Origin of the sequence: Streptomyces coerulescens (assembly GCF_042657965.1) — a bacterium.
GTDB lineage: Bacteria > Actinomycetota > Actinomycetes > Streptomycetales > Streptomycetaceae > Streptomyces > Streptomyces coerulescens.
The window spans coordinates 608,387-621,009 of sequence record NZ_JBHSKM010000008.1; the positions used below are offsets into that span (position 1 = coordinate 608,387).

11 protein-coding genes and 1 tRNA gene are annotated in these 12,623 nt (G+C 67.7%); 1 reads left to right on the top strand and 11 read right to left on the bottom strand.

Annotated features, from left to right (window positions below):
• Window positions 1-67 precede the first annotated feature (67 nt).
• The 11 genes from rpoB to ACFPQ9_RS17115 all read right to left on the bottom strand — a co-directional run bounded on the left by rpoB (window position 68) and on the right by ACFPQ9_RS17115 (window position 11,044).
• Window positions 68-3,553 (bottom strand): DNA-directed RNA polymerase subunit beta, encoded by a 3,486-nt coding sequence (gene rpoB, locus ACFPQ9_RS17065; protein ID WP_380853547.1) that lies wholly within the window; start codon window positions 3,551-3,553, stop codon window positions 68-70.
• Window positions 3,554-4,133: 580 nt separating this feature from the next.
• Window positions 4,134-4,520: a 50S ribosomal protein L7/L12 gene (gene rplL, locus ACFPQ9_RS17070; protein WP_380853936.1), complete on the bottom strand. Its 387-nt coding sequence runs from the start codon at window positions 4,518-4,520 to the stop codon at window positions 4,134-4,136.
• Between the two features lie 122 nt (window positions 4,521-4,642).
• The gene (gene rplJ, locus ACFPQ9_RS17075; protein WP_380853549.1) at window positions 4,643-5,173 is read right to left on the bottom strand and encodes a 50S ribosomal protein L10; all 531 of its coding nucleotides are present in this window, start codon (window positions 5,171-5,173) and stop codon (window positions 4,643-4,645) included.
• 284 nt (window positions 5,174-5,457) lie between these two features.
• The gene (locus ACFPQ9_RS17080) at window positions 5,458-6,309 is read right to left on the bottom strand and encodes an SCO4651 family lipoprotein (RefSeq protein WP_380853551.1); all 852 of its coding nucleotides are present in this window, start codon (window positions 6,307-6,309) and stop codon (window positions 5,458-5,460) included.
• Window positions 6,310-6,416: 107 nt separating this feature from the next.
• Window positions 6,417-7,232, bottom strand: a complete 816-nt coding sequence (locus ACFPQ9_RS17085; protein WP_380853553.1) for an SCO4651 family lipoprotein — start codon at window positions 7,230-7,232, stop codon at window positions 6,417-6,419.
• A 131-nt stretch (window positions 7,233-7,363) separates the two neighbouring features.
• The gene (rplA, locus tag ACFPQ9_RS17090) at window positions 7,364-8,089 is read right to left on the bottom strand and encodes a 50S ribosomal protein L1 (protein WP_380853555.1); all 726 of its coding nucleotides are present in this window, start codon (window positions 8,087-8,089) and stop codon (window positions 7,364-7,366) included.
• Window positions 8,090-8,168: 79 nt separating this feature from the next.
• Window positions 8,169-8,603, bottom strand: a complete 435-nt coding sequence (gene rplK / locus ACFPQ9_RS17095) for a 50S ribosomal protein L11 (RefSeq protein WP_016645192.1) — start codon at window positions 8,601-8,603, stop codon at window positions 8,169-8,171.
• 259 nt (window positions 8,604-8,862) lie between these two features.
• Window positions 8,863-9,390, bottom strand: a complete 528-nt coding sequence (locus tag ACFPQ9_RS17100; protein WP_380853557.1) for a hypothetical protein — start codon at window positions 9,388-9,390, stop codon at window positions 8,863-8,865.
• A gap of 288 nt (window positions 9,391-9,678) precedes the next feature.
• The gene (nusG, locus tag ACFPQ9_RS17105; protein ID WP_030955319.1) at window positions 9,679-10,497 is read right to left on the bottom strand and encodes a transcription termination/antitermination protein NusG; all 819 of its coding nucleotides are present in this window, start codon (window positions 10,495-10,497) and stop codon (window positions 9,679-9,681) included.
• 81 nt (window positions 10,498-10,578) lie between these two features.
• Complete coding sequence (gene secE / locus ACFPQ9_RS17110) at window positions 10,579-10,863, bottom strand: preprotein translocase subunit SecE (RefSeq protein ID WP_380853560.1); 285 nt, start codon at window positions 10,861-10,863, stop codon at window positions 10,579-10,581.
• A 108-nt stretch (window positions 10,864-10,971) separates the two neighbouring features.
• Window positions 10,972-11,044 (bottom strand) — tRNA-Trp (locus tag ACFPQ9_RS17115).
• A 284-nt stretch (window positions 11,045-11,328) separates the two neighbouring features.
• On the opposite strand from ACFPQ9_RS17115, the gene ACFPQ9_RS17120 reads away from it, so the two are divergent.
• Entirely contained in the window at window positions 11,329-12,555 is a 1,227-nt protein-coding gene (locus tag ACFPQ9_RS17120) for a pyridoxal phosphate-dependent aminotransferase (protein ID WP_380853562.1), read from the top strand.
• Window positions 12,556-12,623: the final 68 nt, after the last annotated feature.

The following is a 12,623-nucleotide window of genomic DNA, read 5'->3' on the forward strand; positions in this document are numbered from 1 at the left end:
CTTTGGTCTGAAACGGGGGCCTGGGGGTCGGCGGGGCCCTGTGGGTGAGGGCCCCGCCGGACTCCCGTCAGACCTCTTCGACGCTGCTCGGCTCGCGCCGGGACAGGTCGATGCCGAGCTCCTCCGCAGCGCGGAAGACGTCCTCGTCGGTGTCACGCATCTCGATGGACATACCGTCGCTGGACAGCACCTCCACGTTCAGGCAGAGCGACTGCATCTCCTTGATGAGCACCTTGAAGGACTCGGGGATGCCGGGCTCGGGGATGTTCTCGCCCTTGACGATGGCCTCGTAGACCTTCACGCGGCCGGTGACGTCGTCGGACTTGATGGTCAGCAGCTCCTGGAGGGCGTACGCGGCGCCGTAAGCCTCCAGCGCCCACACCTCCATCTCGCCGAACCGCTGGCCACCGAACTGGGCCTTACCACCCAGCGGCTGCTGGGTGATCATGCTGTACGGACCGGTCGAGCGGGCGTGCAGCTTGTCGTCGACCAGGTGGTGCAGCTTCAGGATGTACATGTAGCCGACCGAGATCGGGTCCGGGAACGGCTCACCGCTACGGCCGTCGAACAGCCGCGCCTTACCGGTCGGGAGCACCATGCGCTCGCCGTCGCGGTTCGGGATGGTGTGCTGGAGCAGACCCGCGAGCTCGTCCTCACGCGCACCGTCGAAGACCGGGGTGGCGACGTTGGTGCCGGGCTCGACGCTGTCGGCGCCGATCACCTGCAGGCGCTGCGCCCACTCCTCCGCCAGACCGGAGACGTCCCAGCCGCGGCTGGCGAGCCAGCCGAGGTGGATCTCCAGGACCTGTCCCGGGTTCATTCGGGACGGCACACCCAGCGGGTTGAGGATGATGTCGACCGGAGTTCCGTCCTCGAGGAACGGCATGTCCTCGATGGGCAGGATCTTCGAGATGACACCCTTGTTGCCGTGACGGCCGGCGAGCTTGTCACCGTCGGTGATCTTGCGCTTCTGCGCCACGTACACGCGCACCAGCTGGTTCACACCGGGGGGAAGCTCGTCGCCCTCCTCGCGGTCGAAGACGCGGACGCCGATGACCTTGCCGGTCTCGCCGTGCGGCACCTTCAGCGAGGTGTCACGGACCTCACGGGCCTTCTCACCGAAGATCGCGCGCAGCAGGCGCTCCTCGGGGGTCAGCTCGGTCTCACCCTTCGGGGTCACCTTGCCGACGAGGATGTCGCCGGCGATGACCTCGGCACCGATGCGGATGATGCCGCGCTCGTCGAGGTCGGCGAGGACCTCCTCGGAGACGTTCGGGATGTCCCGGGTGATCTCCTCGGGGCCGAGCTTGGTGTCACGGGCGTCGACCTCGTGCTCCTCGATGTGGATCGAGGAGAGGACGTCGTCCTGCACGAGGCGCTGCGACAGGATGATCGCGTCCTCGTAGTTGTGACCCTCCCACGGCATGAACGCCACGAGCAGGTTCTTGCCCAGCGCCATCTCGCCGTTCTGGGTGGCCGGACCGTCGGCGAGGACCTGGCCCTCGATGATCCGGTCGCCCTCGTTGACGATGACCTTCTGGTTGACCGAGGTGCCCTGGTTGGAGCGGGCGAACTTGGCCAGGCGGTACGTGATGTACGTGCCGTCGTCGTTGGCGGTGGTGATGTAGTCCGCGGAGACCTCCTGGACCACACCGGCCTTCTCGGCCTTGACCACGTCGCCGGCGTCGACCGCGGAGCGGTACTCCATGCCGGTGCCGACGAGCGGCGACTCGGACTTAATCAGCGGCACGGCCTGACGCATCATGTTCGCGCCCATGAGGGCACGGTTGGCGTCGTCGTGCTCGAGGAACGGGATCATGGCGGTCGCGACCGACACCATCTGGCGCGGCGAGACGTCCATGTAGTCGACGTCCTCGCCACCGACGTAGTCGACCTCGCCACCACGGCGGCGGACCAGGACGCGCGCCTCGGCGAACCGCATGTCGTCGTTGAGCGTGGCGTTGGCCTGCGCGATGACGAAGCGGTCCTCCTCGTCGGCGGTCAGGTAGTCCACCTCGTCGGTGACCTGGCCGTCGACGACCTTGCGGTACGGCGTCTCGACGAAGCCGAACGCGTTGACCCGGCCGTAGGAGGCGAGCGAGCCGATCAGACCGATGTTCGGGCCTTCAGGGGTCTCGATCGGGCACATACGGCCGTAGTGCGACGGGTGCACGTCACGGACCTCGAAGCCGGCCCGCTCACGGGACAGACCACCCGGGCCGAGCGCGGACAGACGACGCTTGTGCGTCAGCCCGGACAGCGGGTTGTTCTGGTCCATGAACTGCGACAGCTGGCTGGTGCCGAAGAACTCCTTGATGGAGGCGACGACCGGCCGGATGTTGATCAGGGTCTGCGGCGTGATCGCCTCGACGTCCTGGGTCGTCATGCGCTCACGCACGACGCGCTCCATACGAGCCAGACCGGTGCGGACCTGGTTCTGGATGAGCTCGCCGACGCTGCGCAGACGACGGTTTCCGAAGTGGTCGATGTCGTCGGTCTCGACGACGATCGTCTGGCCGTTGTCCGCGGCCGTCTCGGTCTCACCGGCGTGCAGCTTGACCAGGTACTTGATCGTCGAGATGACGTCCTCGACGGTCAGGACGCCCGCGTCGAGCGGAGCCTCCGCACCCAGCTTCTTGTTGACCTTGTAGCGGCCGACCTTGGCGAGGTCGTAGCGCTTCGGGTTGAAGTACAGGTTCTCCAGGAGCGTCTGCGCGGCCTCACGCGTGGGGGGCTCGCCCGGACGCAGCTTGCGGTAGATGTCGAGCAGCGCGTCGTCCTGGCCCTGGGTGTGGTCCTTCTCCAGGGTGGCGCGCATGGACTCGTACTCGCCGAACTCCTCCAGGATCTGCTCGGTCGTCCAACCGAGGGCCTTGAGGAGGACGGTCACGGACTGCTTGCGCTTGCGGTCGATACGGACACCGACCATGTCGCGCTTGTCGATCTCCATCTCCAGCCAGGCACCCCGGGACGGGATGATCTTGGCCGAGAAGATGTCCTTGTCGGACGTCTTGTCGATGGAGGAGTCGAAGTAGACACCGGGCGAACGGACCAGCTGCGACACCACGACACGCTCGGTGCCGTTGATGACGAAGGTGCCCTTGTTCGTCATGAGCGGGAAGTCGCCCATGAAGACCGTCTGGGACTTGATCTCACCGGTCTCGTTGTTGGTGAACTCCGCCGTCACGAAGAGCGGGGCGGCGTAGGTGAAGTCGCGCTCCTTGCACTCGTCGATCGAGTTCTTCGGCGGCTCGAAGCGGTGGTCGCGGAACGTCAGCGACATCGACCCGGAGAAGTCCTCGATCGGGGAGATCTCCTCGAAGATCTCCTCGAGGCCGGACTTGGTGGGGACGTCCTGACCGGACTCCAGAGCCTCCTCGACCCGACTCTGCCAGGCGGTGTTGCCGAGCAGCCAGTCAAAGCTCTCGGTCTGCAGCGCGAGCAGGTTGGGAACCTCGAGGGGCTCCTTGATCTTTGCAAAGGAGATGCGCAGCGGGGCGGTGCTGGCGCCGTTGTTCATATTCGCGGTCGAGGCGTTGCGCGAGGCGGCCAAGAGGGGGTCCTTCCGAGGGCTCGGACTCACTACGCGCGTACCGGCCCCTCACCGGCGCACAGAGACAGGTGTTTCCTTCTCCGACCAAAGAATGGCCAGGTCAAGGACGGTCCGGTCTTCGATGCTCAAGCGAGGGCATGCCCCTGGTGACGGGCAGGGGACAGCTAACAGGCAGCGCAAAGGGTCAGTGTAGCCACTTGGCACACTGATGTCCAGTGCGGGTTTTTCGCGACCCTCGTTGTTCTCAACGCCCTCGGCATGCTTGCCCTCAATGCACGTTGATACTGCCCTCTTCGTCGCCGATCCATGCCTCGGATTCGGATCCTTGTGGCGACGCGTCCTGAGAATTGCGCGCTGCGTGCGGTTCGTCAAGGCCCCCATGCCCGAACCCTTGGGGGCCCGGAGACACGACGAAGATCACCATACCCCCCGCCGTAGCGGGCGCAAGGCAACCGTGGCCGCGCCCCCAGGAACGCCGAAGAGCGACCACCCGAATGGATGATCGCTCTTCGGTGCGACTGCGTTACAGCCTCAGGAGGCCGGATTCTGCAGCGCTACGGCCGTACTCGGCCGAGAGGTGTTACTTGACCTCGACGGAGGCGCCGGCGCCCTTGAGGGACTCGGCGGCCTTCTCGGCGGCGTCCTTGGCGACCTTCTCGAGAACGGGCTTCGGGGCGCCGTCCACGAGGTCCTTGGCCTCCTTCAGACCCAGGGAGGTCAGCTCACGCACGACCTTGATGACCTGGATCTTCTTGTCGCCGGCGCCGGTGAGGATGACGTCGAACTCGTCCTTCTCCTCCTCGGCCGGGGCGGCGGGGCCACCGGCGGCGGGGCCGGCAACGGCGACGGCCGCGGCGGCGGCGGTGACGTCGAACTTCTCCTCGAACGCCTTCACGAACTCGGAGAGCTGGATGAGGGTCATGCCCTCGAACTCGGCGAGCAGTTCGTCCTGGGTGAGAGCCACGATGGCTTTCCTTCCACTAATTTCGGCTGGTGCCGGATGTACATGTCTGGCGGGCGTACGTTCGGCCCGCTACGACCTCTGCCTGCGGCGGAGCGCCTCAGGCGGCGGTCATTTCGCGAGCCGAGTTACTCGGCACCGCCCTGCTCGTCCTGCTTGGCGCGAAGCGCGTCCACAGTGCGGACGAGCTTCGACGGGAGCGCCTGGAAGACCTGAGCAGCCTGGGTCTGCTTGCCCTTCAGGGCGCCCGCCAGCTTGGCGAGCAGAACCTCGCGGGACTCGAGGTCCGCAAGCTTCTTGATCTCGTCGGCGGACAGCGCCTTGCCGTCAAGGACACCGCCCTTGATGACGAGGTTCGGGTTGTCCTTGGCGAAGTCACGAAGACCCTTCGCCGACTCCACCGGGTCACCGGTGACGAAGGCGACCGCCGTCGGACCGTTGAACAGGTCGTCGAGCGTGTTGATCCCGGCCTCGTTGGCCGCAATCTTGGTCAGCGTGTTCTTCACCACGGCGTACTGGGCGTTCTCACCGAGCGAACGACGCAGCGTCTTGAGCTGCGCCACGGTGAGACCCCGGTACTCGGTCAGCACGGCGGCGTTCGAGCTGCGGAACTGCTCCGTCAGCTCGGCTACCGCGGCAGCCTTGTCGGGCCTTGCCATAGAGCGTCGGCCTCCTTCCGGGTGATGGGACCGCTCGGAAGGGGCTGGGGTAAACGAAACGCCCCGGCGCAGGCGCACGGGGCGTAGCTCGACCGGGCATTCGCAACGTGAGCAGCGAACTCCGGGAGCACTTCCACAGTCACCTGCGCGGGTCGTCCGCGGTTCAGCGGATCCTTCGGCCACCGCGCTCTCTTGCGAGCGCACGGCAACGACCAGCGGTCTTTGGCTTCTGTAGGAGAGTACGGGACGCGGTCACCGTCAGGCAAATCGGTCCCCCACGGCCGTCAGCTCCCCTTCTTCTCCAGCGGCTTCCGCAGGTCAGCGGTGTCCTCCGGACGGGGTGCGCGGATCGTCACCGGCTTGCCGTAGTCGAGGAAGGTGACGGTGAGATCGAGCTCACCGTGCCGGCCGAAGCCCTGGGTGCGCAGCCGTCTGACGCGGTCGTGGCCGTCGACCCAGACGTCCAGGGTGAGCTCGTCCACGCCCGCCTTCTCGTACTGGTCGAGGCTGCGGTCGCGGCCCGCTCGGGTGGTCTTGTCCTCGACATCCTCGATCGAGGCGCGCAGCTCGTCGACGGCGGCCGTGCCCGTGTAGTGCGTGGTCCCGGCCCCGTCGATCTTCTCCTCGCCGACCCGCCTCACATCCGGCGCGCCGGCCAGGAAGGCGGCCTCCCGGGCCGGGTTACGGCCGACCGAGTCGCGCAGGGCGCCGACGTCCATGCGCAGGCCGCTGTCGGTGGTGAGGTCCGCGGCCGGGCCGTAGCTGATCCAGTGGCGGCCGCCCATCTTCTCGACCATGTCGCCGGGCGCGCTGCCGTACAGCACCCCGTCGACCAGGCGCAGTTCGGTCTCGCCCTGCTCCTCGCCGCTCAGGTTGGCCGTCGTGAGGCCGGCCGTCAGCGGCTTCGTGCGGACGGTTCCCTCGTCGGCTATGCGTCCCCGCTCCGGGAAGCGGCCGGTCACCTTGTAGTGCAGCGAGGTGACGCCCTCGGTCTTCTCCACGGCCCGCGCGACGGCGTCGGCGGCGGAGGAGCCCGCGGCGGCCTGATCGGCGCCCGCTCCGGTGCCGCAGCCGGCGAGGAGCAGCACGGCGGCCGGCACGGCGGTCCGCGCGGCGGCACGTATGGAAAGGCTCATCGGTTCCCCCCAAGGAACGCTTGGCCGGCGCGCGAGGGGCGCACAGCAAGATCGGGAGCGTAGCCCAGGAAACCCGCACGGTCCTCCGCATACTTGTGCGCGCGGACTCACGAGGTGCCGCCGAGGGTCCCTTCCTTCAGCAGCTCCTCCAGATCCGCGGTGTCCCCCGCCGGAGGCTTCTCGACCGCGGTCTTCACGCCGTAGTCGCTGTAGTACGCGGTCTGGGTCAGCTGCCCCGTGGCCGTGCGGCCCTTCTCGACCTTCTTGACCAGCAGGTCCCGGTCGTCGACCCATATGTCGACGGTCTGCGAGGTGACGCCCGCGGCCCGGACCGTGCCGGAGTAGCGCGTGGTGCGCTCGCCGCTCACCGTCTCCTCGCCGACCTTGCGTACGTCCGGGGAGGACAGCAGCAGCTTCACCGAGGTGTGCGGGGCGGTGCCGCGCATCTGGTCGGCGAGATCGGCTCCGGAGCTGCCGGCGAGGCGCTCCAGGTCGTCGTAGGCGTACTTGATCCAGTGCTTGCCGTCGGTCTTCTCGGCGAACGCCTCTCCCATGCGGGCGTAGTAGGCGTCGGGGAGATAGCGGGCCTGCATCGAGGTGGTGCCGAGGCGGCGCATCGTCTCGGCCGTGGTGCCGCCGGTGTAGGTGATCGTCAGGGCGCCGGTGAGGCCGTCGTGCCAGGCGAGGGTGCCGTGGGCCTTCATGGACAGGGCCGAGCCGACCGTGGTCGTGGAGCGCACGCGCGCGGACTCGGCACCGTCGGTGGACCGCTCCACGGTGCGCAGCGCGGCCGTCACGGCGCGGGAGGGTGTGGGGCGCTGTCGCTCCTCGGAGCGGTCGGCGGAGGTGCAGGCGGCCAGGGCCGTCAGCGCGGTCAGCAGCGCGGTCCAGAACGCCGACCGGAGCGCCCTCGTGCTCGTCATTCGTCCCCCCTGTGCGAATCCCGTGAATGAACGCTAACCCAGGGCACTGACAAACGGGGGCGGGAAAGGGGACGGGCCCCGCACCCGGGAAGGGGTGCGGGGCCCGTCGTCGAGCCTGGTGAGCCGGTGGCTCAGACCGCGGCCGGGTCCTCCTCGACGAGGAGGTTGCGGGTACGGTTCGGGTCGACCGGAATGCCGGGGCCCATCGTGGTGGTGATGGCGGCCTTCTTGATGTAGCGACCCTTGGCGGCGGACGGCTTCAGACGGAGGATCTCCTCCAGCGCGGCGCCGTAGTTCTCCACCAGCTTGGTGTCGTCGAAGGACGCCTTGCCGATGATGAAGTGCAGGTTCGAGTGCTTGTCGACGCGGAACTCGATCTTGCCGCCCTTGATCTCGGTCACGGCCTTGGCCACGTCCGGGGTCACGGTGCCGGTCTTCGGGTTCGGCATCAGACCACGCGGGCCGAGGACACGGCCGAGGCGGCCGACCTTGCCCATGAGGTCCGGGGTGGCGACGACGGCGTCGAAGTCCAGGCGGCCCTTCGAAACCTCGTCGATCAGTTCGTCGGAGCCGACGATGTCGGCGCCCGCGGCCTCCGCGGCCGCAGCACGGTCACCGGTCGCGAAGACCAGGACCCGGGCAGTCTTGCCGGTGCCGTGCGGCAGGTTCACGGTGCCACGGACCATCTGGTCGGCCTTACGCGGGTCGACACCCAGGCGGAAGGCGACCTCGACGGTGCCGTCGAACTTGGTCGTGGACGTCTCCTTGGCGAGACGGACGGCCTCGAGCGGGGCGTAGAGCTTGTCCCGGTCGACCTTGGCGTCCGCAGCGCGGAGAGACTTGCTGCGCTTGCTCACTACTGCTCCTGTGTTGTCTTAGGAGTTGTGGTCCGGGCCGAGCAGGCCCCGCCACTCACTTCTGCTGGGGAGGTTGAGGTCAGCCCTCGACCGTGATGCCCATGGAACGGGCGGTGCCGGCGATGATCTTGGACGCGGCGTCCAGGTCATTGGCGTTGAGGTCGGGCATCTTGGTGGTGGCGATCTCGCGGACCTGCGCCTCGGTGATCTTGGCGACCTTGGTCTTGTGCGGCTCGCCGGAGCCCTTCTCGACACCAGCGGCCTTGAGGATCATCTTCGCGGCCGGCGGGGTCTTGGTGATGAAGGTGAAGGAACGGTCCTCGTAGACCGTGATCTCCACCGGGATGACCCAACCGCGCTGCGACTCGGTCGCGGCGTTGTAGGCCTTGCAGAACTCCATGATGTTGACGCCGTGCTGACCCAGCGCGGGGCCGACCGGCGGAGCCGGGTTGGCCGCACCGGCCTGGATCTGGAGCTTGATGAGCCCCGTGACCTTCTTCTTCTTGGGAGGCATGCTCTCTCCGGGTCCTTAGTGAGAGGTGTTCCGCCGCCATCCGTACCGTGGGCCACCTTGAACGGTGAACGTCCGGATCATCCGGATGGAGGCATACCGCACAACGATAACGGGTAACGCGTCAGGGCCAAAACCGGCAGCTCAGGCCACCGGTCGCCCGCCCCCTGACAGCGGTCGGCCCCGGTGGCCCGTGCCCCGGACAGGAACGGGCCCCGGCCGCCGCGCGTCGGCCGGGGCCCGCAAGGGGGCGAGAGCGGCCTCAGCAGCGCTTGGCCGTGGTGGCCTGGCCCGGCACGGGGTCGCCGGGGGCCCGCAGCGTGCCGATGGCCGAGGTGCACTCGCTGACCGTGTCGGCGGGGAAGGACCAGAACTCCTGGCTGTTGGTGGCGTTCCACCAGTCCTGGCCGACGACCTCGTCACGGGCGTAGCTGTAGACGCCGGTGCTGACGTCATAGTCCTTGATCTTGTCGCGGAAGCTCTGCCAGACCCATACGTAGCCGTAGTTCGCCTTGCACCTGGGCGAGTAGAACTGCTTGACCGAGGCGGCGTGCGCGCCACCGCGGTTGATGTAGGCGGTGGCGCCGATCTGGTAGGCGTCGGAACAGACGCCGGCCGCCTGCGCCTTGGCGCTGAGCGGGTTGCCCGCCTCGGACGGGGCGGCCGAACGGGCGCTCAGGTTCTGCTTGTTGGGAGACGGGGCGGGTCCGGTGCCGGCGACCGCGGAGGTCGTCGGCAGCAGGACGCAGGCGGACGCGGCCGCCATGACCAGGATGGTGCGAGTGCGCATGAGGACATTCCCCCACTTCTCGGTCGGTGCGCGGGCAGCGAGCAGCGGGCAGCGGGCAGCACAGGGCAAACCGCCACAAAGAGTTGGAGATCACCGTGAAGAACGCTGTCCACGCGTTTCGGTCATCAAGTCAGACCAGCAGGGGCGTCCGATGGTTGTGGTGCAGCACACATTTATTGAGGAGGCATCAGGAACGCGGTCGGCATCCACACCGGCGCATACGACGAAAGGGCCTCCCACCAGCGGAATCCGCCGGTCGGAGGCCCTTCGTGCAGAGCTGCTGTGCCGCTAGTTCTTCTGAATCTGGTCGAAGGAGAGCTCGACCGGCGTCTCCCGACCGAAGATCTCCACGAGGCCCTTGACCTTCTTGGAGTCGGCGTTGATCTCGTTGATCGTGGCCTGGAGCGTGGCGAACGGGCCGTCGGTGACAGTGACCGAGTCGCCGACCTCGAAGTCCAGCACCTGGACCTCGACCTTGCGCTGCGGCGCGGGCTTGCCCTCGGCCTCGGCGGCCTCGCGGGCGGCCTTCTCCTCGGCCTCCGGGGCGAGCATCTTGACGATCTCGTCCAGGGTCAGCGGGTACGGGTCGTAGGCGTTGCCCACGAAGCCGGTGACGCCGGGGGTGTTGCGGACGACACCCCAGGACTCGTTGGTGAGGTCCATACGGACCAGGACGTAACCCGGCAGCTTGTTCTGCTTGATCGTCTTGCGGTCGCCGTTCTTGATCTGGACGACCTCTTCCTGCGGCACCTCGGCCTGGAAGATGTAGTCCTCGACGTTCAGCGAGACGGCGCGCTGCTCCAGGTTGGTCTTCACGCGGTTCTCGTAACCGGCGTAGGTGTGGATGACGTACCACTCGCCGGGCAGCGTGCGAAGTTCCTCGCGCAGGGCGGCGATGGGGTCGACCGGCTCGGTCTCCTCCTCGACGGCCTCTTCCGCGTCCTCGGCGTCCTCGACGTGCAGCGCGGCCTCCTCGGCCGGCTCGCCCGCCTCGGCGTCGGCAACCTCGACCTCGTCCAGGTCCTCGTCCGCGCCCTCGACGATGTCGAGCTCGTCTTCCACGGACTCGTCCGGCTCGACGGCGTCGTTCAGGTTCTGGTCAGACACGGTGGCTGCTTCTTCCTGGATACATAGGGGTGGAACATGCGAAAAGGGGCGCCGGTAACCACGGCGCCCTTCGCTCTTGGCTCAGCCGAAGACGTACTTGGCGGCGTGGTCGAGCCCATAGTCAATCACGGTCACCAGGGCGATCATGATGGCGACGAAGAAGATCACCACGGTGGTGTACGACGTCAGCTGATTGCGCGTCGGCCAGACGACCTTGCGCAGCTCCGCGACGATCTGGCGGTAGAAGAGGGCGAGCCGCTTCAGCGGACCCTTCTTCGCGCGCTTGCCGCCCTTGCGGGACTTCTTCTTTTCCTGCGCCTCATCCTGGGCGTCAGGCGTATCGATGGAGCCCACGGCGTCCGCCATCCGTCCTCACCTGATCCCGGGTCGTGGCCGTGCCGCGCCCGGTCTGAGCCGCACGGCGTTGCAATGCTGTACGTACATGCGCACACATCCTGGCGAAGGTGTGTGTAGCAGGGCCGGAGGGACTTGAACCCCCAACCGCTGGTTTTGGAGACCAGTGCTCTACCAATTGAGCTACGACCCTTTGTGTGTTCCCCAACGTACCGCATCCGGTCGAGTGCTCGCTGTGCACCGTGCGGCTGCGGGCTGCTGAAGGCCAACGAGGTGAGAGTGTACGTGGTCCTGGGCGCGCCGTCGAACAGAAAGCGCCCGATGGGGGCTTGATGGGCGAAAGATCGCCGCGGGTTCGGCGGGGTGTCGACGCAAGATCGCCCAGGCCGCGGGCGGGATCCGGACGGATGTTCAGCCGATGTTCAGTCCGTGAAACCCGCGTGCCGCGCGCGTTTCCTGTCTGAAACGATGGGTCCCATGAGCGCTGCAACCCCTTCGACCGAGCGCCGGGTCTCTGCCCGAGTCGGCGCGATCTCCGAGTCCGCCACACTCGCCGTGGACGCCAAGGCCAAGGCCCTCAAGGCCGCCGGGCGTCCGGTGATCGGCTTCGGCGCCGGTGAGCCCGACTTCCCGACGCCGGACTACATCGTCGAGGCCGCCATCGAGGCCTGCAAGAACCCGAAGTTCCACCGCTACACGCCCGCCGGCGGTCTGCCCGAGCTGAAGGCCGCGATCGCCGCGAAGACGCTGCGCGACTCCGGCTACGAGCCCGACGTCTCGCAGATCCTCGTCACCAACGGCGGCAAGCAGGCCATCTACGAAGCCTTCGCCGCGATCCTCGACCCGGGCGACGAGGTCATCGTCCCGGCGCCGTACTGGACGACGTACCCGGAGTCGATCCGCCTCGCGGGCGGTGTCCCGGTCGAGGTCGTCGCCGACGAGACCACCGGCTACCGCGTCTCCGTGGAGCAGCTCGAGGCCGCGCGCACGGAGAAGACGAAGGTCGTCCTCTTCGTGTCGCCGTCCAACCCGACCGGCGCCGTCTACACCGAGGCCGAGACCGAGGCGATCGGCCGCTGGGCCGTCGACAACGGCCTGTGGGTGCTGACGGACGAGATCTACGAGCACCTGGTGTACGGCGACGCCGCCGCGGTCTCCCTGCCGGGGCTGTTCCCCGAGCTGCGCGACAAGTGCATCGTGGTCAACGGTGTCGCCAAGACGTACGCCATGACGGGCTGGCGGGTCGGGTGGGTCATCGGTCCGAAGGACGTGGTGAAGGCCGCGACCAACCTCCAGTCCCACGCGACGTCGAACGTCTCGAACGTGGCGCAGGTGGCCGCTCTCGCCGCCGTCTCCGGCGACCTGGACGCGGTCGCGAAGATGCGTGAGGCCTTCGACCGCCGCCGCAAGACGATCGTGCGGATGCTCAACGAGATCGACGGCGTGGTCTGCCCGGAGCCCGAGGGCGCCTTCTACGCGTACCCGTCGGTGAAGGCCGTGCTCGGCAAGGAGATCCGCGGCAAGCGCCCGCAGAGCAGCGTCGAGCTGGCCGAGCTGATCCTGGAGGAGGCCGAGGTCGCGGTCGTCCCGGGTGAGGCGTTCGGTACGCCGGGCTATCTGCGGCTGTCGTACGCGCTCGGCGACGAGGACCTCGTCGAGGGCGTGAGCCGGATCCAGAAGCTGCTCGCGGAGGCCAGGGACTGACGTCCGCCTTCCGCCCATGGGGCCACCTCCGGTTTCGGAGGTGGCCCCATTTGTTTGTGCGAGCAAGA